The sequence below is a fragment of the Herbidospora sp. NBRC 101105 genome (genome assembly GCF_030269205.1).
Taxonomy (GTDB): domain Bacteria; phylum Actinomycetota; class Actinomycetes; order Streptosporangiales; family Streptosporangiaceae; genus Herbidospora; species Herbidospora solisilvae.
Genome location: NZ_BSSX01000001.1, coordinates 816,701 through 840,496, shown reverse-complemented (window position 1 = coordinate 840,496; position 23,796 = coordinate 816,701). Strand labels below are relative to the sequence as shown.

Annotated in this window: 20 protein-coding genes and 1 tRNA gene; 7 read left to right on the top strand and 14 right to left on the bottom strand. The window is 69.6% G+C overall.

What is annotated here, in order from left to right; all coding sequences use genetic code 11:
• The 4 genes from QSK34_RS03865 to QSK34_RS03850 all read left to right on the top strand — a co-directional run bounded on the left by QSK34_RS03865 (nt 1) and on the right by QSK34_RS03850 (nt 3,179).
• Nucleotides 1-990 carry a branched-chain amino acid ABC transporter permease gene (locus QSK34_RS03865; RefSeq protein WP_285579894.1) on the top strand — a complete coding sequence of 330 codons (990 nt, stop codon included), beginning with the start codon at nt 1-3 and terminating at the stop codon, nt 988-990.
• On the top strand, nt 980-1,903 hold the full coding sequence (locus tag QSK34_RS03860; RefSeq protein WP_161478540.1) for an ABC transporter ATP-binding protein: 924 nt from the start codon (nt 980-982) through the stop codon (nt 1,901-1,903). The genes QSK34_RS03865 and QSK34_RS03860 overlap by 11 nt, the downstream gene beginning before the upstream one ends.
• Complete coding sequence (locus tag QSK34_RS03855) at nt 1,900-2,679, top strand: ABC transporter ATP-binding protein (RefSeq protein WP_161478541.1); 780 nt, start codon at nt 1,900-1,902, stop codon at nt 2,677-2,679. The genes QSK34_RS03860 and QSK34_RS03855 overlap by 4 nt, the downstream gene beginning before the upstream one ends.
• A 74-nt stretch (nt 2,680-2,753) precedes the next feature.
• Nucleotides 2,754-3,179, top strand: coding sequence for a hypothetical protein (locus QSK34_RS03850; RefSeq protein ID WP_285579891.1), 426 nt, complete (start codon nt 2,754-2,756; stop codon nt 3,177-3,179).
• On the opposite strand, the gene QSK34_RS03845 is transcribed toward QSK34_RS03850, so the two are convergent.
• The 3 genes from QSK34_RS03845 to QSK34_RS03835 form a co-directional block, all read right to left on the bottom strand.
• On the bottom strand, nt 3,167-3,709 hold the full coding sequence (locus QSK34_RS03845) for a TetR/AcrR family transcriptional regulator (protein ID WP_285579889.1): 543 nt from the start codon (nt 3,707-3,709) through the stop codon (nt 3,167-3,169). The two genes, QSK34_RS03850 and QSK34_RS03845, sit on opposite strands and share 13 nt — an antisense overlap.
• Before the next feature lie 830 nt (nt 3,710-4,539).
• Nucleotides 4,540-5,835, bottom strand: a complete 1,296-nt coding sequence (locus tag QSK34_RS03840) for an ABC transporter substrate-binding protein (protein ID WP_285579887.1) — start codon at nt 5,833-5,835, stop codon at nt 4,540-4,542.
• Nucleotides 5,836-6,046: 211 nt separating this feature from the next.
• The gene (locus QSK34_RS03835; RefSeq protein ID WP_285579885.1) at nt 6,047-6,652 is read right to left on the bottom strand and encodes an ANTAR domain-containing response regulator; all 606 of its coding nucleotides are present in this window, start codon (nt 6,650-6,652) and stop codon (nt 6,047-6,049) included.
• 36 nt (nt 6,653-6,688) lie between these two features.
• Here QSK34_RS03835 and QSK34_RS03830 point away from each other — a divergent pair.
• Nucleotides 6,689-6,761: transfer RNA gene (locus QSK34_RS03830), tRNA-Leu, on the top strand.
• A gap of 117 nt (nt 6,762-6,878) precedes the next feature.
• On the opposite strand, the gene pyk is transcribed toward QSK34_RS03830, so the two are convergent.
• A complete protein-coding gene (gene pyk / locus QSK34_RS03825) occupies nt 6,879-8,315 on the bottom strand; it encodes a pyruvate kinase (protein WP_285579884.1) in 1,437 nt (478 codons plus the stop codon).
• 265 nt (nt 8,316-8,580) lie between these two features.
• Between pyk and QSK34_RS03820 the strand changes: the two genes are divergently transcribed.
• Nucleotides 8,581-9,258, top strand: a complete 678-nt coding sequence (locus QSK34_RS03820; RefSeq protein ID WP_285579882.1) for a hypothetical protein — start codon at nt 8,581-8,583, stop codon at nt 9,256-9,258.
• Here the strand turns inward: QSK34_RS03820 and QSK34_RS03815 are convergent.
• From QSK34_RS03815 to gltB, 4 genes are all read right to left on the bottom strand, one after another.
• Entirely contained in the window at nt 9,222-9,611 is a 390-nt protein-coding gene (locus tag QSK34_RS03815; protein ID WP_285579880.1) for a DUF2784 domain-containing protein, read from the bottom strand. The genes QSK34_RS03820 and QSK34_RS03815 overlap by 37 nt on opposite strands.
• Nucleotides 9,612-9,669: 58 nt before the next feature.
• Nucleotides 9,670-11,277 (bottom strand): S8 family peptidase, encoded by a 1,608-nt coding sequence (locus QSK34_RS03810; RefSeq protein ID WP_285579877.1) that lies wholly within the window; start codon nt 11,275-11,277, stop codon nt 9,670-9,672.
• Nucleotides 11,278-11,443: 166 nt separating this feature from the next.
• Nucleotides 11,444-12,910, bottom strand: coding sequence for a glutamate synthase subunit beta (locus QSK34_RS03805; RefSeq protein WP_285579875.1), 1,467 nt, complete (start codon nt 12,908-12,910; stop codon nt 11,444-11,446).
• Between the two features lie 12 nt (nt 12,911-12,922).
• A complete protein-coding gene (gene gltB, locus QSK34_RS03800) occupies nt 12,923-17,422 on the bottom strand; it encodes a glutamate synthase large subunit (protein ID WP_285579873.1) in 4,500 nt (1,499 codons plus the stop codon).
• Between the two features lie 387 nt (nt 17,423-17,809).
• Here gltB and QSK34_RS03795 point away from each other — a divergent pair, with 387 nt between their 5' ends.
• Nucleotides 17,810-18,985: a bis-aminopropyl spermidine synthase family protein gene (locus QSK34_RS03795; RefSeq protein ID WP_285579870.1), complete on the top strand. Its 1,176-nt coding sequence runs from the start codon at nt 17,810-17,812 to the stop codon at nt 18,983-18,985.
• Here QSK34_RS03795 and QSK34_RS03790 read toward each other — a convergent pair.
• From QSK34_RS03790 to QSK34_RS03765, 6 genes are all read right to left on the bottom strand, one after another.
• Nucleotides 18,950-19,525: a hypothetical protein gene (locus tag QSK34_RS03790; RefSeq protein ID WP_285579868.1), complete on the bottom strand. Its 576-nt coding sequence runs from the start codon at nt 19,523-19,525 to the stop codon at nt 18,950-18,952. The two genes, QSK34_RS03795 and QSK34_RS03790, sit on opposite strands and share 36 nt — an antisense overlap.
• An 88-nt stretch (nt 19,526-19,613) precedes the next feature.
• On the bottom strand, nt 19,614-20,420 hold the full coding sequence (locus tag QSK34_RS03785) for a hypothetical protein (RefSeq protein ID WP_285579866.1): 807 nt from the start codon (nt 20,418-20,420) through the stop codon (nt 19,614-19,616).
• On the bottom strand, nt 20,417-21,133 hold the full coding sequence (locus QSK34_RS03780) for a VIT1/CCC1 transporter family protein (RefSeq protein WP_285579864.1): 717 nt from the start codon (nt 21,131-21,133) through the stop codon (nt 20,417-20,419). The genes QSK34_RS03785 and QSK34_RS03780 overlap by 4 nt, the downstream gene beginning before the upstream one ends.
• Nucleotides 21,130-22,104: a prolipoprotein diacylglyceryl transferase gene (gene lgt / locus QSK34_RS03775; RefSeq protein WP_285579862.1), complete on the bottom strand. Its 975-nt coding sequence runs from the start codon at nt 22,102-22,104 to the stop codon at nt 21,130-21,132. The genes QSK34_RS03780 and lgt overlap by 4 nt, the downstream gene beginning before the upstream one ends.
• Nucleotides 22,105-22,192: 88 nt before the next feature.
• Entirely contained in the window at nt 22,193-22,951 is a 759-nt protein-coding gene (locus QSK34_RS03770; protein WP_285579860.1) for a thioredoxin domain-containing protein, read from the bottom strand.
• Nucleotides 22,951-23,475 carry a MauE/DoxX family redox-associated membrane protein gene (locus tag QSK34_RS03765; protein WP_285579858.1) on the bottom strand — a complete coding sequence of 175 codons (525 nt, stop codon included), beginning with the start codon at nt 23,473-23,475 and terminating at the stop codon, nt 22,951-22,953. The genes QSK34_RS03770 and QSK34_RS03765 overlap by 1 nt, the downstream gene beginning before the upstream one ends.
• Nucleotides 23,476-23,796 lie beyond the last annotated feature (321 nt).

The following is a 23,796-nucleotide window of genomic DNA, read 5'->3' as shown; positions in this document are numbered from 1 at the left end:
ATGGACTGGACACTCATCTTCAGCCGGGCCGTGGAAGCGGGCATCGGCTCCGAGGCGATCATCTACGCCCTCGCGGCGATCGGCCTCAACGTGCAGTTCGGCTACACCGGCCTGCTCAACTTCGGCCAGGCGGGCTTCCTGGCCATCGGCGCGTATTCCATCGCGGTGACCGTCGCCACCTTCGGCCTGCCCTTCTTCCTGGGCGTCGGCATCGGCCTGCTGCTGGCCGCCGTGATGGCCCTGCTGCTGGGCATCCCGACCCTGCGACTGCGGGCCGACTATCTGGCCATCGTGACCATCGCGGCGGCGGAGATCGTCCGCCTCGTCGTGCGGTCGGTCGCGCTGTCGGACACCTTCGGCGGCACCGACGGCCTCCAGGCCTTCTCGGGTTCGTTCTACGACATGAATCCCTATCCCCCCGGCGAGTACGGCATCCCGCCGATCATCGGATTCGACAACCGGTCGATGTGGGTGCTGACGGTCGGCTGGGTGCTCGTGGCCATCGCGTCGTTCATCCTCTTCATGGCGATGAAGAGCCCGTGGGGCCGCGTGCTCAAGGCCATCCGCGAGGACGAGGACGCCGTGCGCAGCCTCGGCAAGAACGTGTTCTCGTACAAGATGCAGGCGCTGGTCATCGGTGGCGTCATCGGCTCGCTGGGCGGCTTCATCTTCGCCCTGAGCCGATCGGCCGTGCAGCCCGACCTGTACTCGACCGACCTGACGTTCTACGCCTACACCGTGCTGATCCTCGGCGGCGCGGCCCGTATCCTGGGCCCGATCGTCGGTTCGATGGTCTTCTGGCTGCTGCTCATCTTCATCGGCACCGGACTCGAGAACGCCGTCAACAGCGGCGCGATCACCTTCATCACGGTCAACCAGGTCGGCGCGATCCGCCTGATGCTCGTCGGACTCGGACTCATGCTGCTGCTGATCTACCGGCCGCAGGGCATCTTCGGGGACAAGAGGGAGATCTCAATCGATGCACGCTGAATCGCTCCCGGCCGGAAAGGCGGCGGCCCTCAAGGCGTTCGAGGGCATGGCCGCCGAGCCCGGGGTCCCCAAGCCCGACCCGATCCTCGTCGTCGACAACGTGGTGCGCCGCTTCGGCGGTCTGACCGCCGTGAACGTCAAGCACGTCGAGATCCAGCGGGGCAGCATCACCGCCCTGATCGGCCCCAACGGCGCCGGCAAGACGACGTTCTTCAACCAGCTCACCGGCTTCGACACCGCCGACGAGGGCCAGTGGACCTTCAACGGCCAGGCCATGAACGGCGTGTCGGCCTACAAGGTCGCCCGCCAGGGCATGGTCCGCACCTTCCAGCTCACCAAGGCGCTCTCGAAGCTCACGGTCATCGAGAACATGCGCCTGGGCGCCCAGTCGCAGAAGGGCGAGAACTTCTTCCGCGGCCTGATCCCGGGCCTGTGGCGGGGCCAGGAGGACGAGATCACCGCCAAGGCGGAGGATCTGCTGCAGCGCTTCAAGCTCGACGCCAAGCGCGACGACTTCGCCGGCAGCCTATCGGGCGGCCAGCGCAAGCTGCTGGAGATGGCCCGCGCCCTCATGGGCGACCCCCAGCTGGTCATGCTCGACGAGCCGATGGCCGGTGTGAACCCGGCCCTGACGCAGTCGCTGCTCGGCCACGTGAAGAACCTGCGCGAGCTCGGCATGAGCGTGCTGTTCGTCGAGCACGACATGGACATGGTCCGCGACATCTCCGACTGGGTCATCGTGATGGCCCAGGGCGAGGTGATCGCCGAGGGTCCGCCCGACAGCGTCATGTCGGACGAGCGGGTCGTGGACGCCTACCTCGGCGCCCACCACGACGCCCCGCTCTCGGCCGAGGAGGAGGAGCGGCAGCTCCACGAGGCCGAGGCCGAACTCGACAAGGAGAGCACGGAATGAGCGCCGCCGACCCGAACGCGATCGTCGACCGCTCGGCGCACGTGGCGGCCGCGGGCAACGCGCTGCTGCGCTGCGACGAGCTGTTCGCCGGCTACCTGCCGGGCGTGAACATCCTCAACGGCGCCGACCTCTACGTGAACGAGGGCGAGCTGATCGGCATCATCGGCCCCAACGGCGCCGGCAAGTCGACCCTGCTCAAGTCGCTGTTCGGCCTCGTCGAGGTGCGGACCGGCTCGATCACCCTCAAGGGCGAGAACATCACCGGCCTGAAGGCCCACGCGCTCGTGGAGCGCGGGGTCGGCTTCGTGCCGCAGACCAACAACGTGTTCCCGTCGCTGAGCGTCGAGGAGAACCTCGAGATGGGCGCCTTCCAGGCGCCCAAGAAGTTCAAGGAGCGCTTCGAGTTCGTCTGCGAGATCTTCCCGGCCCTCAAGGACCGGCGCAAGCAGCGGGCGGGCTCCCTGTCGGGCGGCGAGCGGCAGATGGTGGCCATGGGGCGTGCCCTCATGACCGAGCCGTCCGTCCTCCTCCTCGACGAGCCCTCCGCCGGTCTGTCGCCGAAACTGCAGGACCTGGTGTTCATCCAGGCCCAGCAGATCAACCGGGCCGGAGTGACCGTGATCATGGTGGAGCAGAACGCGCGCCGCTGCCTGCAGATCTGTGACCGCGGCTACGTGCTCGACCAGGGCCGCAACGCCTACACCGCGTCCGGCAAGGACCTCATCAAGGACCCGAAGGTCATCGAGCTCTACCTGGGGACGCTGGCCCGCGCCTGACGTCTCCGCTCCTCGAAAAGGCCACCGGGTCGTCCCGGTGGCCTTTTCCGGTTCCGTACAGAAACGGGGTTCCCATGGCGCCCAGCCGTCTGCTCGCCCTCGCCGCCCTCGGGTTGCTCACCGCCTGCGCCTCCGCGCCGCCGCCACCCGCCGCCGCCTCCACCGATCTGTACGTCACGGGGGCCGACCCCACGGACGACCCGTGCCAGCGGGTGGTCTCGGCGCTCGGGTTCGCCGAACACGTCCTGAAGCCGGCGGGCCAGGAGGAGTCGCAGGAGTTCGGCGAGGGCGTGCGCGGGCGGATCGCCTACGTGGAGGGCGTGATCCTCAGCTACGGCGAGCGGCTGCCGGCCGGGCTGGCGGAGCACACGGCGACCCTGAAGCGCACGATCCGGGTGCTGGTTCCCGCCGCGACGCCGCGCGAGAAGGCGGTGGCGGCGCTGAAGGAGTGGCGGGCGGCGGCCACGGCGATCGAGAAGGGCTGTGCTCAGCCGGCTTGATCGAGCATCGCGGGCAGCCTGGCGAGATCGGCGCGGCTGACCTCACCCTTGTCCCAAGCGAGGAGGAGCGCCTCCAGCGCGCCCAGAAGGGCGACCGAGAACGCCCGATCCCCTGACGCTTCGACGAACACCATCAAGAGACGGTCGAGTTGTGGCTGTACGTCTTCTGGTCTCATGACCAACCGGGCCTCCCGATGCAGAATCCGGCTCCGGCGGCGGTCTGCCATGACGTGGTCGATGTATGCAGCGACCATCCTCGTCAGCTGGTTCGTTTCGCTTTCAGCCGCCGCACGCACCACCGCCTCTCTCGTCTCTTCTCTGCACCTGTTCAGGACCACGAAGAAGAGCTCCTCCCGGCTTGCGAAGCATTCGTAGAAAGCCCGAATGGAAATGTGAGCAGATGCGCACAAGCGCTCGATACTCGCTTCCCCGAAACCAAGATCAGAGAAGATCACGTATCCGGCATGGATCAAGCGGCTTCGTCGATCAGCCACCCGCTCCGCCGCGGTCATTCCCCGGTATTCCCGCACAGATCACCTTCGAGGCTGAAGCCGACCCTTGGGGGTCGAGGTCAAGGCCTGGAGAGTGGCCCCGCTTGCACGGTCATTCGCAACGGCCTCATTGGCGGCTTGTGCCCTGATGAGCAGATCGGCCGCTACAGGGTCTATCCGGCCCTCGACTGCCGCCAGGACGGTTTCGCGGAGCATGCGAGCGCGCGTTACCTTGATGTACAGAGCACTGATTGCATCTACTACCAGTGCCAGCGCTCCCAATGCGAAGACGGTCATTCCCACGCCGACAACCCAGGTCGAGTTCGTCAACACGGTGGACAACGACAAGCTGGAGGCCGGGACAGTGGCCAGGCCGAAAATTAAGGCAATGCGCACCTTGTGAGGAATTGGCCGCATCACTTCCCTGCCCACCTCGGACTAAAAATCAACGCACTTGCGGATTGAACCGGGTCACGGGCACAAGGAACACCCAAAGGACAGCTTAGGGCAAAAGACCCACATCTGGTAGCCAGAATTACCAGATGAGATCCAGGGAACTCGGCCCGCGCCGATCCGCATGGGTAGAGACGGCACACCGATGGTCGAGGACGCGGTGAACCGCCTGGCGCCAAGCGCGGCGGGCGTCCACGGCGACATGGCTCATATGCCAACAACTGAGGGCATCACCAGGGCCGGTGGCGTGATGTCACATAGCATCAGAGCCTCTAGGTGCGCCCACAGCGCCCGACGACGTTCACCCGAAGGGATTGACCTTCTGGTCGACACACAAACCCGCAGAAAAGGGCTGAGGCCCCCGCCGTCCTTCCGGACGGCGGGGGCCTCGGTCAAGCGGGCTGAGCGGGGGAAGATCAGCCGTCGACCTTACCGGCGAGGTAGGTCTCGTTGGTGTACTTGTTGTCCTTGCCGTACTTGTAGATGCCGATCGTGGCCTCGGACGGGTCGCCCGCGTCGGAGAACTCGACCGGGCCGCTGACGCCGTCGTAGTCGATGTCAGTGCCGGCCTTCAGCAGGTCGAGGCAGGCCTTGTAGTCGGTGCACTTGGTGCCGCCCTTGCTGACCGCGACCAGGTTCTTCGAGATGCCGGTGCCGGAGTCGTCCTTGCCCGCCTCGGCGGCCAGGGCGATCAGGATGGTGGCGTCGTAGGACTCGGGGGCGTAGCTGAAGTCCTTGAGGTCGGGGTTGGTCTTGAGCAGGTTCTCCTTGAACTTGCCCTCCGAGGCCGCGCCGGGCAGGGTGCCCTTGACGCCCTCGAGCAGACCCTCGGGGAAGTCGGCCGAGTAGTCGGCGAGGTTGCCGTCGACGAAGTAGATCTTGACCTTGTCCGGGCCCAGACCCTGCTTCTCGAGCTCGGGGATGAGCTTCTTGGTCTCGTCGAACGAGATCAGCGCGATCGCGTCGGGGTTGGCTTCCTTGATCTTCGCGACGTCGGCCGAGAAGTCGGGAGCGGCCGGGTCGTAGGCGACCTCGCCGGCGATGGTGCCGCCGCCGCCCTCGACGGACTTCTTGACCTCGGCCGCGAGGCCGGTGCCGTAGGAGTCCTGGCGGTTCATGATGGCGATGTTCTCGCCGCCGTCCTGGATCATCAGGTCGCCGAGCACGCGGCCCTGGAGCACGTCGGACGGGGCGGTCCGGAAGTAGAAGCCCTTGTCGTTGTACGACGTGAACTCCGGCGAGGTGTTCGCGGGCGAGAACTGGACCACACCGGCGTTGACGATCTTGTCGATAACGGTGAGGGACACACCCGACGAAGCCGCACCGATGATCGCGTCGGCCTTCTGCTGCAGCAGGTTGTCGACGGACTGCGAGGCGATGTCGGTCTTCGCGTCACCGGAGTCGGCGTGGATCTTGGTCACCGGCTTCCCGAGGACACCGCCGGCAGCGTTGATCTCTTCCACGGCCAGGTCGACGCCCGCGAACTCCGGCGGGCCAAGGAAGGCCAGGTCACCAGTCTGGGGAAGGATCGAGCCGATGGTGAGGGTGCCGTCGCCCGCGGCCGCCGCCGAGGTGGCGGGAGCGGCGGCGGTCGTGGCCGGCGCCGAGGTGGCCGGCGCGGCCGTCTCCTCGCCACCACCACAGGCCGTCAGGGCAAGGCTGGCGGCCGCGGCGACTGCCAGCACCCGCCCCATGGGGGCAATGCGGATCATGAAGTGTCTCCTTCATCCATGCAACGGAACGCCGGGCTTAACCAGGACACCGTCCCGTTCGAATGCTGGAAACGTACATAACTCGCAGACGCCTTGCCAGGAAAGCGTCTGAACTGTGGACACTTGGATGCGGAGTCGTAATAAGTCCTCAACACACCGCCCCCTCCGGCTCTGACCTGCACGGTCGCGAGCCGGAGGGATCACGGTCCGGTCAGGCCTGCTTGTCGGGCGGCCCGGCGGCCTCGGCGACCACGATCTGGGCGACCTGCCGCATGCTGAGACGGCGGTCCATCGAGGCCTTCTGGATCCACCGGAAGGCCTGCGGCTCCGACCAGCCGTGCTGGGCCATGAGCAGGCCCTTGGCCCGCTCGACCAGCTTGCGGGTCTCCAGCCGGTCGGAGAGGGTGGTGACCTCCTTCTCCAGGGCCGCGATCTCCTCGTGGCGGCTGACCGCCATCTCGATGGCCGGCACCAGGTCGCCCTTGGTGAACGGCTTGACCAGGTAGGCCATCGCCCCGGCGTCTCTGGCCCGCTCGACCAGGTCGCGCTGCGAGAACGCCGTCAGGATCAGGCAGGGCGCGATGCGCTCCGACACGATCTGCTCGGCGGCCGAGATGCCGTCGAGGACGGGCATCTTCACATCGAGGATCACCAGATCCGGCCGGAGCTCGGTGGCGAGCTTCACGGCGCTCTCCCCGTCACCGGCCTCGCCGACGACGGCGTAACCGTCTTCTTCCAGCATCTCCTTCAGGTCGAGGCGGATCAGGGCCTCGTCTTCCGCGATCACCACTCGCCGCTGCGTTCCACTCACGCACAAGAGGTTACCGACGTCCGCTAGATTGGGACCACGCACGCCCCGATAGACCAACGGCAGAGTCAATGGCCTCAAAATCCATCAAGTGTGGGTTCGAATCCCACTCGGGGCACTCCTCCGTCATGCCCTCATCCGCGCGGTGATCGCGGCCAGGCCCGCGGCGTCGCCCCCATCCAGGAACGCCGAAAGGCCGCCACGTCGTACGTGACGGCCATTCCGGATATGCGGATCAGCCCAGGTTGGGGTGGGCCACGGCCGATCCGATGGTGTGCACGCGCAGGGCGTTGGTCGACCCGGGGTTGCCGGGGGGCGAGCCCGCCACGATGACGATCTTGTCGCCCTTCTCGAACGAGCCGAGGGCGAGCAGCGACGCCTCCACCTGACGCACCATGTCGTCGGTGTGGTGGACGAACGGCACCTCGAAGGTCTCCACGCCCCACGTCAGCGCGAGCTGGCCGCGGACCACCGGGTTGGAGGTGAACGCGATCAGCGGGATCGGGCTGCGGTAGCGGGCCAGGCGGCGCGCGGTCTCGCCCGACATCGTGAAGGCGACCAGGGCCTTGGCCCCCACGATGGCGCCGACCTCGGCGGCGGCGCGGGCGATGGCGCCACCGGTCGACTCGGGGAGGCGGTCGAGGTTGTGGGTCGCGTGGAGGGTGGAGTCCTCGGCGGCGGTGGCGATGCGGGCCATCGTCGCGACCGACTCGATCGGGTAGTTGCCGACCGAGGTCTCGCCCGACAGCATGACCGCGTCTGCGCCGTCCATGACGGCGTAGGCGACGTCGGAGGCCTCGGCGCGGGTCGGCCGGGGGGCGGCCATCATCGAGTCGAGCATCTGGGTCGCCACGATGACCGGGTGGGCCTTCTCGCGGCACAGTTCGATGATCCGGCGCTGCACGATCGGCACCTGCTCCAGCGGGAGCTCGACGCCCAGGTCGCCGCGGGCGACCATGACGCCGTCGAACCGGTCGACGATCGCCTCCAGGGCGTCGACGGCCTGCGGCTTCTCGATCTTGGCGATGATGGGCAGGTGCACGCCCTCTTCGTCCATGATGCGGTGGACGATGTCGGCGTCCTCCGGCGACCGCACGAACGACAACGCGATCATGTCGAAGCCGGTGCGGAGGGCCCAGCGGAGGTCCGCCTCGTCCTTCTCGGTCAGGGCCGGGGCGCTGACGGCGACGCCCGGGAGGTTGAGGCCCTTGTTGTCGGAGATCATGCCGCCGATGACGACCCGGGTGGTCACCCGGGGGCCCTCGACCTTGTCGACCTCCAGGTGGAGACGGCCGTCGTCGACGAGGATGGTGTCTCCCGGCTTCACGTCGCCGGGCAGGCCATCGTAGGTGGTGGAGACCAGGTCGCGGTCTCCGGGGACGTCTTCGGTGGTGATCGTGATGATGTCACCGACGCCGAGGCGGACCGGGCCGGAGGCGAACTTGCCCACCCGGATCTTCGGCCCCTGGAGGTCGGCCAGCACGCCTACCGCGCGGCCGAGCTCCTCGGCCGCCTCCCGCACCCGGTCGAAGACCTCTTTGTGCAGCTCATGACTGCCGTGGGAGAGGTTGAAGCGGGCGACGTCCATGCCCGCGCTGATCAGTTCCCGCAGCCGTTCAGGGGACGAGGTGGCGGGACCTAGGGTACAGACGATCTTTGCTCGACGGCTCACGAGTCCTAGCCTAATTGGTCCAGACCACTTGAATGTGACGGCGCCCATAGCTGTGGCCAAATTGTCAATGACTTCACGCGATAGCCGACGTGTCCTAACCTGTCCCGCTATGGGGTGGTTCCGGAGGTTGGCTGCCGTCTTGACGCTGATGAGCGCCCTCGCGTGCGGTGGACAGGCTACCGAATCCTCCGCACCGCCTACCGGTGTTTCGGTCGCGTTGCAGCAATGGCGTTCGGATGTCGCGGTCCATCGCATCCAGGTCTCGGTGACCAACACCACCTCGACCCCGCTGCACATCACCGACCTGCGGCTCGACTCCGGATCGTTCGAGCCGTCGGCCCCCGTGCGGGTGGACACCACCCTGCCGAAGACGCCCCGGACCGACTTCCCGATCACCTACGGCCGGGCCCGCTGCGACGCCGGCGCCATCCCGGCGGTGCAGCCGACCGACGTGGTCGCCACGATGGCCGTGGGCGACGCCCCGCCGAGGGAGGTCCGCTTCCCGATCCCGGTCACCGACGACCTGCTGACCCGGCTCGTGAGGTACGAGTGCGGCGAGTACATCCTCAAGCAGTCGGCCACCATCGCCTTCGGCTCCGCCTTCCGCCGGCGGGGCGACGACCTCGAAGGGGTCCTCACCGTCACCGCCACCCGCCCGGTGACCCTCGACGACCTCGACGGCACGACGCACTACGTGCTGGAACCGGAGAAGAGGCGCCCCGTCGCCGAGATCGCGCCCGGCACGACGGAGGTCCCGGTCACGATCCGGCCCACCCGCTGCGACCCGCACGCCTTCGCGGAGGCCAAGCAGGCCTACCTGTTCCAGGTCTGGGGACACACCGAGGGCGGGGAGACGTACCGGATGATCGTCACCCCGCCCAAGGACGTCCAGGAGAAGCTGCTCGACTACGCCGTCGAGGTCTGCGACTTCCCCGCCACCTGACGGCGGTGGCGGATGACCGCGAACCCGATCCAGGAGACCGCGATCACCACGACCATCCCGGCGCGGACCTCCGCGAGGTGGCGCGGCGGGTAGACCACGCCCGTCAGGTAGGTGTCGATGAACCCGCCCGGCTCCAGCAGGTGGGCGCCCGCCCGCTCGCGGGCCCAGTTCTCCAGCGCCGTCAGCGGACACTCCACCAGCCCGGTGAGCTGGATCGCGCCCCAGCCGGCGAACGCGACACTGGGCCAGATCAGGCGGGGCCACTTCCAGGCGAGGTAACCGCCCAGCGCGATGTACGCCAGGACGAGGAAATGAACGACCATCACGGTTTGCCACAGAACGTGATAAATCATTTCTCGAACCTAGGAAGAGAACCGAAGGCCGGAATCCGTCCGGCTACTCATCTCCTCTCTAAGTACCCGGAATCGTGACCGCCTTCAGCGCACTGACGATGCCGTTTCCGTAGAAGCCGTTCTTCGCCGTGGAGCCGACGCAGACGTGGGTCGCGTCGGCCGAGTAGCGGTAGTTGCCCGAGGCCGGGCAGCCGCGGTCGTAGGTGGAGGCGTAGAGCAGGGTCTCCAGCCGGGCCGGGTCGAGCTCGAGGCCGCCCCTGCCGGGCTTGCCGAACCGGGCCACCAGCAGCGCCGCGACCCCGGCGACGTGCGGGGCGGCCATCGAGGTGCCTTCGAGGTACTGGTAGTAGGAGCACGTGCCGTTCTTGCACTCCCGGATGACCGAGGAGGTCAGCGGCTGCCCCTTGGCGTCGATCGAGGTCGAGGCCCGCAGCGCCTTCTGGGGGGCGGCGGCCAGGATCTCCCGGGCGGCGCCCTTCAGCGAGGTGCCGGTGTCCAGGCCGTCGCCGCCGGGGGCGGCCACGTCGGCCTGCTCGGCGCCGTAGTCGGAGTAGACGGCCTTGCGCTTGCTCGGGCCGACGGAGGTCACCGCGATCACGCCGGGCAGCTCGGCCGGGACGTTCAGGCAGGTGTTGTCGATCTTCCGGGACTTGGCGGCGCCCGACGGGTAGTCGGGGCTGCCGGTGTCCTGCTTCGGGTCGCCCAGGTCGGTGGAGCCGTTGCCGATGGCGCTGACCAGGGTCACGCCGCGGGCGCGGGCGTAGGCGACCGCGCGGGTCATGCCCGCGATGATGGCCTTCTGCTCCGACTGCTGGGCCGGGGTGTCGGCCGGGTTGGCCGGGCAGTTGAAGTTCCACGGGTCGACGTAGAACGACATGTTCACCACGTCGATGCCGTTGTCGCCGGCGTACTTGAGGGCGTCCATGGTCGGCTTGAGGAAGAAGTAGCCCGAGTCGGTGCCGGCGCGCAGGTTGACCAGCGACACCCCGGGCGCCACGCCGCCGATGCCGATGCCGTTCAGCGGCGAGGCGATCGTGCTGGCCACGTGGGTGCCGTGGCCGTCGTCGTCGACGTCGGCCGGGTCCTTGCAGCCCTTGTACTCGCACGGGCCGTCGAGGTTCTTGCCCTTGGGGTCCTTCGGCCGGTCGGTGACGAAGTTGCGCGACAGCTTGCGGTTGAAGTTGGGCGCGATGTCCGGATGCCTGCCGTCGATCCCGGTGTCGATGACCCCGACCAGCACCTTGTGGTTGCCGATCTGCTTCTTGTACGACCCCGCCGCGGTCGCCCCGATCATCCGCATGTCCCACTGGCGGCCGGCGAGGGGTTCGTCCTTCACCGCCGCCCGGCGGGGACCGGCGGCGGGCCCGGCGACGGGCTTGGCGGCGGGCTTGACGCGGGCGACCTCGCCGATCGGCCGGTCGGGCATGACGCCCACGATCGCCGGGCCCGACGGGAGGCGGGCCGCGCGGGCCACCAGGTATCCGAGCTGGGCGTCCTCGGAGAGCACGTCGCCGCCCACGGCCTCGACCGCGTCGGTCGCGGCGCCGCCCTGGCCGGGCGGATAGAACACGAGGTAGTCCTGGGAGACGGCGGCCGTCTCCTGAGAGGCCGCGCAGGCCGTGGTCAGCAGGGTCAGCGCCAACCCCGCGAATACTGCCTTACGCACCGGTCCTCCTTGATTACGAACGTCCCGATCCTCGCGAACCCCGCCGGGCGTCCGCAACTCACCGCACATTCCGCATAAGTAGATATTTCGGAATTGCCCTTGAGTCACATCGGGAAAACAATGAAACGGTGCCCCCTGGAATACCAGGGGGCACCGTTTTGACGTACTAGACCAAAGGACGCGCCGTCGGCGGGATGGCCACCGGCAGGGCGGTCGCCCCGGTGAGGTACTCGTCGACCGCGGCGGCGGCCGAGCGGCCCTCGGCGATGGCCCACACGATCAGCGACTGGCCGCGGCCCATGTCACCGGCCACGAAGACGCCCTCGACGCCCGAGTGGTAGGCGCGGTTGCGGGAGACGTTGCCGCGCGGGTCGTAGAACTCCCCGGCCGACAGCCCGGCCAGCTCGTCGAGCAGGCCGGCGTGCTGCGGGCCGACGAAGCCCATCGCCAGGGTGACCAGCTGGGCGGGCAGCTCGCGCTCGGTGCCGGGGATCGGCTTGAAGCCGGCCGCCGGGCCCTCGACGTCCACCACCCTGACCGCCTGGAGGTTGCCCTCGGCGTCCTTGACGAACTCGGTGGTGGAGACGGCGTAGACCCGCGCTCCCCCGCCGTCGGCGAGCTCCTCGTGGGCCGACTCCATCTTGAACAACATCGGGTACGTCGGCCACGGCTGCCCCGCCGGACGCGCCTCCGGCGGCATCGGCATGATCTCCAGCTGGGTCACCGAGAGGGCGCCCTGGCGGATCGCGGTGCCGATGCAGTCGGCGCCGGTGTCACCGCCGCCGATGACCACGACGTGCTTGCCCTTGGCGTTGATCTCCGAGTCGGCCAGCGCCTTGTTGGCCGGGGGCAGGTACTCCATCGCCTGGTAGACGCCGACGGCGTCGCGCCCGGTGACCGGCAGGTCGCGCCAGGCGGTGGCGCCACCGGCCAGGACGACCGCGTCGAACTGCTCGCGCAGCTCGGCCGCGGTGATGTCGACGCCCACGTCGACGCCGGTGCGGAACTCGGTGCCCTCGGCCCTCATCTGGTCGAGGCGGCGGTCGATGTGCCGCTTCTCCATCTTGAACTCGGGGATGCCGTACCGGAGCAGCCCGCCGATGGCGTCGGCCCGCTCGAACACGACGACGTCGTGCCCGGCGCGGGTGAGCTGCTGGGCGGCGGCCAGGCCCGCCGGGCCCGAGCCGACGACCGCGACCTTCTTCCCGGTCTTGTTCAGAGGCGGCTGCGGGGTGACCCAGCCCTCGGCGAAGGCGCGGTCGATGATCTCGACCTCGACCCGCTTGATCGCCACCGGGTCGGAGTTGATGCCGAGCACGCAGGCCGCCTCACACGGAGCCGGGCACAGGCGGCCGGTGAACTCGGGGAAGTTGTTGGTCGCGTGCAGCCGCTCGATCGCCTCGCGCCAGTCGTCGCGGTAGACCAGGTCGTTCCACTCGGGGATGAGGTTCCCGAGCGGGCAGCCGTTGTGGCAGAACGGGATGCCGCAGTCCATGCAGCGCGCGGCCTGCTTGGTCAGCTTCTCCGGGGCGAAGTCGACGTAGACCTCGCGCCAGTCGCGGATGCGCACGTCCACCGGGCGGCGGGCGGGCAGCTCACGCTGGTGAGTGAGGAACCCCTTCGGGTCGGCCATGTCGTTACCCCCTTATCCGTGAACCGCGGCCATGATGGCCTCGTCGATGTCGCGGCCCTCGGCCTCGGCCGTGGCCCTGGCGGTGAGCACCCGCTTGTAGTCGATCGGCATGATCTTGCCGAACCGGGCGAGCGCCGACTCCCAGTCGGCGAGCAGGCCCTTGGCGACCGGCGAACCGGTCTCGGCCAGGTGCTTGTCGACCAGCTCACGCAGGATCTCGGAGTCCTCCTCGGCGAGGGGCTCCAGCTCCACCATCTCCCGGTTGACCCGCTCGGGCTTGAGGTCGAGCACGTAGGCCACGCCGCCGGACATGCCGGCCGCGAAGTTGCGCCCGGTCGGCCCGAGGACGACGACCCGCCCGCCGGTCATGTACTCGCACCCGTGGTCGCCCACGCCCTCGACGACGGCCGTGGCGCCGGAGTTGCGGACGCAGAAGCGCTCGCCCACCACACCCCGGATGAACGCCTCGCCGGAGGTCGCGCCGTAGAGGCCGACGTTGCCGGCGATGATCTGGCCGTCGAGCAGGTCGCTCGGCGGGGTGACCGTGATCCGGCCGCCCGACAGGCCCTTGCCGACGTAGTCGTTGGCGTCGCCGGTCAGCCGCAGCGTGATGCCCTTGGGCACGAACGCGCCGAAGGAGTTGCCGGCCGAACCGGTGAAGCTCACGTCGATCGTGTTCTCCGGCAGGCCCGCCCCGCCCCACTTCTTGGTGACGTGGTGGCCGAGCATGGTGCCGACGGTCCGGTTGACGTTGCGGATCGGCAGCTCCAGCGTGACCTGCTGGCCGAACTCGATCGCGCCCTCGGCGAGCTGGATCAGCGTGTTGTCGAGCGCCTCGGCCAGGCCGTGGTCCTGCGCGACGACCTGCTTGCGCGGGGTGCCCTGCGGCAGCTCCGGCTGGTAGAGGATCGGCGACAGGTCCAGGCCCCGGGCCTTCCAGTGGGAGACGGCGGCCTCGGTGTCGAGCAGGTCGCTGCGGCCGATGACCTCGTCGAGCGAGCGGTAGCCCAGCTCGGCCAGGTACTCCCTGACCTCCTCGGCGATGAACTCGAAGTAGTTGACCACGAACTCCGGCTTGCCGGTGAAGCGCTTGCGCAGCTCGGGGTTCTGGGTGGCCACGCCCACCGGGCAGGTGTCGAGGTGGCAGACGCGCATCATGACGCATCCCGAGACGACCAGCGGAGCGGTGGCGAAGCCGTACTCCTCGGCGCCGAGCAGGGCGGCGATGATGACGTCGCGGCCGGTCTTGAGCTGGCCGTCGGCCTGCACCACGATCCGGTCGCGCAGCCCGTTGAGCAGCAGGGTCTGCTGCGTCTCGGCCAGGCCGAGCTCCCACGGGGTGCCCGCGTGCTTCAGCGAGGTCAGCGGCGAGGCGCCGGTGCCGCCGTCGTGACCGGAGATCAGCACGACGTCGGCGTGGGCCTTGGAGACCCCCGCCGCGACCGTGCCGACGCCGACCTCGGAGACCAGCTTCACGTGGATGCGGGCCTGCGGGTTGGCGTTCTTCAGGTCGTGGATGAGCTGCGCCAGGTCCTCGATCGAGTAGATGTCGTGGTGCGGCGGCGGCGAGATCAGGCCGACGCCCGGCGTGGAGTGCCGGGTCTTGGCGATCCACGGGTAGACCTTGTGGCCGGGCAGCTGGCCGCCCTCGCCGGGCTTGGCGCCCTGGGCCATCTTGATCTGCACGTCGTCGGCGTTGACCAGGTATTCGGAGGTCACGCCGAAGCGGCCGGAGGCCACCTGCTTGATCGCCGAACGGCGGTTCGGGTCGTAGAGGCGCTCGGGGTCCTCGCCGCCCTCGCCGGTGTTCGACTTGGCGCCGAGCCGGTTCATGGCGATGGCGAGGGTCTCGTGCGCCTCCATCGAGATGGAGCCGTAGGACATCGCGCCGGTGGAGAACCGCTTGACGATCTCGGAGACCGGCTCGACCTCGTCGATCGGGACGGGACCGCCGGGCGCCGGGCGCAGCTTGAACAGGCCGCGCAGCGTCATGAGGGTCTCGGCCTGACCGTCGATCAGGTCGGTGTACTCCTTGAAGATCTCGTAACGCCGGGTGCGGGTGGCGTGCTGGAGCTTGAAGACGGTCGTCGGGTTGAACAGGTGGGGCTCGCCCTCGCGCCGCCACTGGTACTCGCCGCCGACCTCCAGGCGCCGGTGGGCGTTCTCGGCCCTCGGGTAGGCCCGGGTGTGCCGCTGGAGCGCCTCCTTGGCCAGCACGTCGAAGCCGACGCCGCCCAGTCGCGAGGTGGTGCCGGTGAAGCACTCGTCGATGACCTCGGCCCCGAGGCCCAGGGCCTCGAAGATCTGGGCGCCCGTGTACGACGCCACCGTGGACACGCCCATCTTGGACATGACCTTGAGGACGCCCTTGCCGTAGGCCTTGATGAGGTTCCGGACCGCCTTGCGGCTGTCGGGGAACAGCTCCTCGACGGTCTCGATCGCCAGGTAGGGGTTGATCGCGCTGGCGCCGTAGCCGATGAGCAGGGCCATGTGGTGGCACTCGCGCGCCTCGCCGGTCTCGATGACCAGGCCCACCCGGGTGCGGGACTTCTCCCGGATCAGGTGGTGGTGCACCGCGCCGGTGAGCAGCAGCGACGGGATCGGCGCCTTCTCGGCGTTGGACCCCCGGTCGGACAGCACGATGATGCGCGCGCCGTCGGCGATCGCCTGCGAGACCTCCTCGCGGATCTCCTGGAGCCGCCGGGTCAGCGCGTCGCCGCCGCCGCCGACGTGGAACAGGCCCGACACGACGTGGGGCTGGAAGCCCGGCAGGGCGCCCTCGTCGTTGATGTGGACGATCTTGGCGAGCTCGTCGTTGTCGATCACCGGGTAGGGCAGCACCAGGCGGCGGCAGGAGGCCGCGCCCGGCTCCAGCAGGTTGTGCTCGGGGCCGATGGTCGACTGCAGCGAGGTGACGAGCTCCTCGCGGATGGCGTCCAGCGGCGGGTTGGTGACCTGCGCGAAGAGCTGGCTGAAGTAGTCGAACAGCAGCCGGGGCTTGTCGCTCAGCGCGGCGACCGGGCTGTCGGTGCCCATCGAGCCGATCGGCTCGGCGCCGGTCGCGGCCATCGGGGTGAGGATGATCCGCAGCTCTTCCTCGGTGTAGCCGAAGGTCTGCTGGCGCTTGACCAGGGCCTCGTGGGTGGGGTGCTCGTGCTCGCGCTCGGGCAGCTCCTCGAACCGCACCAGGCCGGCGTGCAGCCACTCCTCGTAGGGCTCGGCGGCGGCCAGTTCGGCCTTGATCTCGTCGTCCTCGATGATCCGGCCGCGCGCGGTGTCGACCAGGAACATCTTGCCCGGCTGGAGACGGCCCTTGCGGACCACCTTCTCCTGCGGGATGTCGCTCAGCACGCCCGCCTCGGAGCCCAGGATGACCAGGCCGTCGTCGGTGACGTAGAACCGGCCGGGACGCAGGCCGTTGCGGTCGAGCACGGCGCCGACGACGGTGCCGTCGGAGAAGGAGATCGACGCGGGGCCGTCCCAGGCCTCCATCAGCGTGGAGTGGAACTCGTAGAAGGCCCGGCGGGCCGGGTCCATCTCCGTGTGGTTCTCCCACGCCTCCGGGATCATCATCAGCACCGCGTGGGGCAGCGAGCGCCCGCCGAGGTGCAGCAGCTCCAGCGTCTCGTCGAACGAGGCGGTGTCGGAGCCGTCGGGGTCGCAGATGGGGAACAGCCGCTCCAGGTCACCGGGGATGAGGCCGGTCTCCAGCATCGCCTCGCGGGCGCGCATCCAGTTGCGGTTGCCCTTGACGGTGTTGATCTCGCCGTTGTGGGCCACGTAGCGGTAGGGGTGCGACAGCGGCCACGACGGGAAGGTGTTGGTGGAGAAGCGCGAGTGCACCAGCGCGATGGCGGTGACGTAACGCTCGTCCGACAGGTCGGGGAAGAAGGGCTCGACCTGCTGCGGGGTGAGCATGCCCTTGTAGACGGTGGTCCGGCTGGAGAGCGAGGCGAAGTAGACGTCGGCCTCGTGCTCGGCCCGCTTGCGGAAGGCGAAGGCGGCCCGGTCGAGGTCGATGCCCGACAGGTCGCCGGAGCTCACGAACAGCTGCATGAAGTGGGGCATCACGGCGCGGGCGGTCGGCCCGGCGTGCCGCGTGTCGACGGGCACGTCGCGCCAGCCGAGGACCTTGACGTTCTCCTCGGTCGCGATCTCGTCGATCATCCGCAGCGCGGTCGCCCTGGCCTGCGCGTCGATGGGCAGGAAGGCGATGCCGGCGGCGTACTTCCCGGCCTCCGGGAGGTCGAAGGGGACGACCGCGCGGAAGAAGGCGTCCGGGATCTGGGTCAGGATGCCGGCGCCGTCACCGGTGTCCGGTTCGCTCCCCCGAGCACCCCGGTGATCGAGGTTGATGAGCGCGGTCAGAGCCTTCTCGACGATGTCGTAGCTACGGCGGCCGTGGACGTCGGCCACCATGGCGACACCACAGGCGTCATGCTCGTACGAGGGGTCGTAAAGGCCCTGAGGCTCGGGAAGGTCCCCAGGACGGCCATGGCGGGCAGCAGGCATGAAATCACTCCCGTCGTCATCTTCTGCGTGGTGACAGAGGGACGACGCTGGCCCTGCTGCAGTTGTGGTGAGTAGAGGTTACCCCACCGTTTCCGGATGGCACCTGCCGGGGCCACTAAGGTTTCGCGTATGTCGATCGACGAGCTCTACGCGCGTGCCGGTGTGGACGGACGGCGGTTGCGAAAGGCTGTCTCTCTCCTGTCGGACGGACGCTGGTGGACGCTCGCCGATGTGGTCAGGGAGACGGCGACGTCCCGCAGGACGATCGAGGCGCTCATGCGCGTGCTCCCCCTTGAGCATCGCGACCAGCACGTCCGAATCCCAACTGAACAGGTCAAACTCTACAACATTTCGATATCGTCCTCCATTTCGGACCCGGTGTCTCACATGGTGGACGCGTCGGTGGTCGAGAGGATGGCCGGGATCATCGCCCGGGCGCCGCGCGGAAGGTCGGCCCTCGACCACGTGTCGGCCACGCCGGAGACCGTGGTCAGGCGGGCCCTGCTGCTCGGCGCGCGGTTCTGGCTGCCCGGTTCGCGGCTGCTCTGCGTGGGCGACCACGACCTCACCTCGCTGGCGGTCCGTCTCATCCACCCCGAGGCCGAGGTCATGGTCGTCGACATCGACGACCGGATCCTGGCGTACATCGACGAACAGGACCTCGGGGTGACCACCCGCTGGGCCGACCTCCGGCTCGGCCTGCCCCCGTCGGCGCGGGGCTGGGGCGATCTGGCGATCACCGACCCGCCCTACACCCCCGACGGCGTGGGCCTCTTCGTCGCCCGGGGCCTGGAGGGCCTGCGCGACCGCGACGAGGGCCGGGTCCTGCTCGCCTACGGAGCCTCGGAGCGCACCCCCATGCTGGCCCTGAAGGTCCAGCACGCCCTGGCCGACCTGCAGCTGCTCAACGAGGCGATCTACCCCGACTTCAACCGCTACGACGGCGCCGAGGCGATCGGCAGCGCCGCCGACCTCTACGTCCTGCGCCCCACCACCAAGAGCTGGCCCGCCGTCGCCTCCCGCGTCGACCGCCTGGCCACCGCGATCTACACCCAGGGCCCGCAGGCGGTCGAATCGGCCAAGGCCGCGCCCCCGGAGCTGGGCGACTACGCCCCCGACCTGCTCGTGGGCGACTGGCCCCGCGACCTGCTCCCGGGCGTCCCCCGGGTCCGCCTCTCGACGTGGCTGGCCAAGCCCTACGCCGCGCAGGTCTCCCGGGTGGCGATCCACGCCCCCGGCCTGGAGGCCGCCCTCCCGCGCCTGGTGCTCGCCGCCCGCGACGCCGAGGTCCGCGTCTTCGGCGCCACCTCTCCGGTACGGCTCCCGCCCGCCCCCGACGCCGTCACCCGCCGGATCCTCGCGGGCAGCCACGGCAAGGTCGCCAACGCCTGGCGCGAAGGCCTGGTCGCCGAGCTCGGCCTGACCAAGAACCAGGCCAGGGCGCGCATCCCGGCCTGGGCCGGGGCGACCGCGCTCGAACTCCCGATGCACCGCCTGACCGGCCTCGCCGCGGCGGTCGCCCGCAGCCTAGAGGGCGAGGATCCGGGCCTGGACGAAGCGTGAGGCCTGGTCGAGGGCGGCCAGCGGCTCGGCGAGATCCGGTTTGGCGTCGCCCTCGGCCGACACCCAGCTCACCGCCACGAAGTGCCCCATCGCCCTGACCATCGCGGTGCCGGCCCGCTCGGAGGCCAGCGGCGTCAGGAACAGCTCCTCCCTGAACCGGTGGACCAGCGCGTCGGCCTGCGCCACGTCGCCCAGGTTGAACACCGCCACCTGCCCGACCAGCTCGGGCCCCCGGAACAACCCCCGGACGACCTGGGTGCACCCGTCGACGTCGGCGGCCACGGCCGCGCCGCAGTCGGCGGTCAGGCTGACCGACTCCTTCTTCATGACCCCCAGGGCGGCGGCCGGGAAGACCTCCTGCTCGGTCAGCGGCGCGGCGTCGACCCGCTGCTGTTCGATCGGCGCGTAGATCGCCGAGCTGATCTCGGCCCGGACGGTCCCGGGCCGGGCGACGCCCTCGGCGCCCGAACACCCGGCGAGCACCATCACCAGCACGGGCGCGAGCACCGGCACGGCCCGCATCATCAGTCCCACCCTCACCGCACCATCATGACGGGCACGGGGGCGCGGGAGGGCGGACATCTCGAAAGGCGGACACCGAGCGTGGGCGGGCGGTGCCGGTCGGTGCTCAGGCGGCGGGCACCCCGGTCACCGCGACCACCCGCCGGTAGACGACCTTCTCCGCCTCGCGGACGGCGAGGCCGAGCGTCACCATGTCGTCGGTCTCCTCGGGCCGTTCGCCGTCGGCGCGGCCGATCCAGACCAGGCCCAGGTAGTGGCCCATCGCGTGGCCGCTGGCCTCGGTGAAGCCGGTCAGCGCCGGCTCGGCCGACGGCAGCGCCAGCAACCAGCCGCCCCGGTAGAGGTTGGAGATCCGCTTCACCAGTTCGTCGGAGGCGGTCGCCGACTCCAGGTTGAACAGGGCGTACTGGGCGACGTAGCGGCCGTCGGCGCTGGTGAACTGGGCGCGGACGGCCTGGGTGCAGCCCGCCTCCGCCAGGGCCTCGGTCAGCGCCTCGCCCCAGACGGCCGTGGCGCAGTCGGCGTCGAGCCGGCGCTCGCCCAGCCTCAGGGCGATCTTGCCGGCCTTCAGCGTCTTGGTCGTGAAGACCTCTTCGACGGTCAGCGGCTTGGCGTCGGCGGCCCGGTCGGCGATCGGCGCGAACTGCTTCAGCGACGGCCACGCCCGGTAGGCGGCCGGCCGGGCCTGGCCCAGCGGCGAGCTCGACAACTGTTCGGGCGTCGGGTCTTCGTCGAACGCCTCGACCACGAAGACCAGCACGAACGCCATGAGCAGGATGCCGACGACCGTCGCCAGGACCGCCAGGATCTTCTGCTGGCCGCCGGTGAGCCCCATCTCGGCCAGCTTGACGCTGCCCCAGGTGTCTTCGGGCGCCGGACGGCGCTTGGCACGGGAGGACTTGGCGGGGGTCACAGGCCGCTCGCCCCGATCAGCGACCCCAGTCCCCAGGTCAGCGCGGCGGCGATCCCGCCGACCAGGAGCTGGCGCAGGCCGGTGAACCACCAGTTCCGCGCGGTCACCCGGGCCACGAGCGCGCCCGCCCCGAAGAGCGCCACCATGGACAGCGCGGCCGACACCCAGAGGGAGGTCACCCCGGCCAGGTAGGGCACCAGGGGGATCACGGCGCCGACGGCGAACGACAGGAACGACGACGACGCGGCGGTCACCGGCGACGGCAGGTCGTCGGGCTTCACGCCCAGCTCGTTGAGGGTGTGCACTTCCAGGGCCTGTTCGGGGTTGCGGGAGATCTGCCGGGCCACCTCGGCGGCCAGTTCGGGGTCGACGCCGCGCCGTTCGTAGAGGGCGGCCAGCTCGGCCTCCTCCTCTTCGGGGTGGAGGGCCATCTCGCGGCGTTCGACGGCGATCTCGGCCTGGGCCAGCTCACGCTGGCTCGCCACCGAGACGTACTCTCCTCCGGCCATCGAGAACGCCCCGGCGGCCAGGCCCGCGACACCCGCGAGCGCGATCACGCGGGTGTTGGCCGTGCCGCCGGCCACGCCGGCGATGAGCGCGAAGTTCGACACCAGGCCGTCCATAGCGCCGAACACCGCCGGACGCAACCAGCCACCCGTGACGTCGCGGTGGTTGTGGTGGGAGGGGAGTTCCGGGCCGGCGGCGCCGGTCATCTCTGACCGGCCTCCTCAGCCTTCTCTGTCTTGTCGTCGGGAGCGGCGGCCTCATCGGCCTCGCCCCGCGCCTCGTTCTCGTGGTCGTCGGCCTGGTCGTGGAGGTGGGCCGGGTCGGCCTCGGCGCCCTCGGCCACCGGCGGCAGCGCGCCCTCGGGCACGATGACCTCTTCGGTGGTCTTGTTCCTGGTCAGCCAGAAGTAGGCCAGCGCGCCGAGGAACAGCACGATGGAGGTCCACTGGTTGAGGCGCATGCCGAGGATCTCGTGGGCCGGGTCGACCCGCAGGCCCTCGATCCAGAAGCGGCCCAGAGTGTAGCCCATGACGTAGAGGGCGAACAGGCGGCCGTGGCGCAGCGTGAACCGCGACCCGATCAGCAGGAGCAGGCCGGCCACCGCGAAGTTCCAGAGCAGTTCGTAGAGGAACGCCGGGTGGTAGGTCAGCGCGCCGGGCACGGTGCCGGGGCGGCCGGGCTCGATCTCCAGGCACCAGGCGTAGTCGCAGGGACCGCCGAAGAGCTCCTGGTTGAAGTAATTGCCCAGCCGGCCGATGCCCTGGGCGATCAGGATGCCCGGTGCGACGGTGTCGGCGACGGCCGACAGGGAGATGCCGCGCCGTCGGCAGGCGATCCAGACGCCGACCGCGCCGAGCGCGACCGCCCCCCAGATGCCGAGACCGCCCTTCCAGATGAAGAACACGTGATACCACGGGTTCTCCGCGTCAGCCCCGAAGTAGAGCTGGTTGTCGGTGATGACGTGGTAGAGCCGGCCGCCGACCAGGCCGAACGGGACCGCCCAGACGGCCAGGTCGGTGATCGTGCCGGGAAGGCCGCCACGGGCGCGCCAGCGGCGCTCGCCGAGCCAGACGGCGACGACGACGCCCAGCACGATGCAGAGCGCATAGGCCCGGATGGGAAGGGGTCCGAGGTACCAGACCCCCTGCGACGGGCTCGGGATCGAGGCGAGGGGCATGTCACAGGACGTTACCGCCTCCGAGGCGCACTCGCGCACCCCCGTCACCAATGAGCCCGTCTCAGGTTGATCACCCCATCCTCAAGCGTCACTTACCGGCCGCGAGCACGGCCTGGCGGAGCTTGTTCGGCACGAACGCGACGTTGGAGTCGAGGTCCTTGCCGTTCAGCTTGAGCGTGGGCGTGCCGGTGATCTTCTCGTCCCGGATCACCTTGTCGGACTGGGTGAGCTGGGTCTGGGCGTACTTCTGGGAGGTCACGCACTTCTCCCAGTCGGGCGCCGTGATGCCCGCGTCCTTGCCCCAGGCGACCAGGTCGGTCAGCGGGAAGCCCTCGACGGTCTCCGAGGGCTGCTCCTTGAAGAGCCGGTCGTGGAAGGCCGGCCAGTGCTCCCCCTGGGTGACGCAGCGGGAGGCCGCCCCGGCGCGGACCGAGTTGGACTTGGTCGGCTCCATCGAGAAGATCGTGATCGGGTGGAAGACGACCTTGGCCTTGCCCTCGGACGCCAGGTTCTTGATCGTCGGCCCCGACGACTCCTCCAGCGACTTGCAGGCCGGGCACTGGAAGTCCTCGTAGACGTCGAGCACCGGCGCGGTCACCCCCGGCCGGGCCATGGTGACCGTTCCGTCGGCGTTGACCGTGGTCGGGGCGAGCTTGGCCGCCGCCGTCTGCTGCTCGGCGGTGTCCCGGGCGGCGGCGTACCAGGCGCCGCCGCCGATCGCCAGGACGGCGATGGTCCCGATGGTGACCATCGTGGCGAGGCGGCGGTGGCGGTCCTTCCTGCGGTCGGCCTGCCGCTGCGCGGCGATCCGTTCCCTGGCCGTCGCCTCGCGCGCACCTTTGCCCATCAGTGGTTCTCCTTCACTTCATCCAAGTGATCACTCACGCCGGGCTCGTGATCGCCGGACTCCTCCTCGGCGGATGGGCGGGGGGCCAGGCCCAGGGGCGTGTCGAGCGCGAACCGGCCCGGCGTGAACCAGGCGATCCAGCCCGCCAGCACCACCAGCCCGAAGTCGCGCAGCAACTCCGGCAGGTAGGACGGCTCCTGTCCTTCGGCGAGCGGCCCGCCGCCGCCGAAGCAGCCGCAGTCGATGCGCAGCCCCCGCGCCCACGCCGAGGCGATGCCGATGACGAAGGCGACCATGAGCAGCCCCGCGCCGACCGCCGACAGGCGGGTGAGCAGGCCAAGGACAAGGAGCACTCCGACGACGATCTCCAGCACGGGCAGGCCGTATCCGACGGCCGTGGCGATCCGGTCCGGCAGTAGTTCGTAGGCGCGCACGGCCTGCACCGACAGAGCGGGGGCGCCGATCTTCAGCCACCCCGCGACGATGAGCACGCCGGCGAGCACGAGCCGGGCGACGGTCGTCACCCAGGGTACAACGACGGATGCACTGAGTGACGAACTCGGGCCGCGACGATGCGTTGACACGGAGACTCCTCCCAGGTCCCGGGGCCGCCTACACGGCCACCGACACGGAACCTATTGGAGTCCACCCCACCATGACCTCGATAAACACTGGGTAAGGCGAAACCTGGGGGCGGGTATGGGGAGGGTCGTCCTGGTAAATCCCAGGGCCTTTCCTCCGTTACGGCTCCGCCGGGCCGGCCCCGACCGCCGCCCCTCTCCTCACCGCAACCGGCGCCAACCGGCCGCGCGAACACCGCGCCGCCACGAACCATCTCGGGCGTC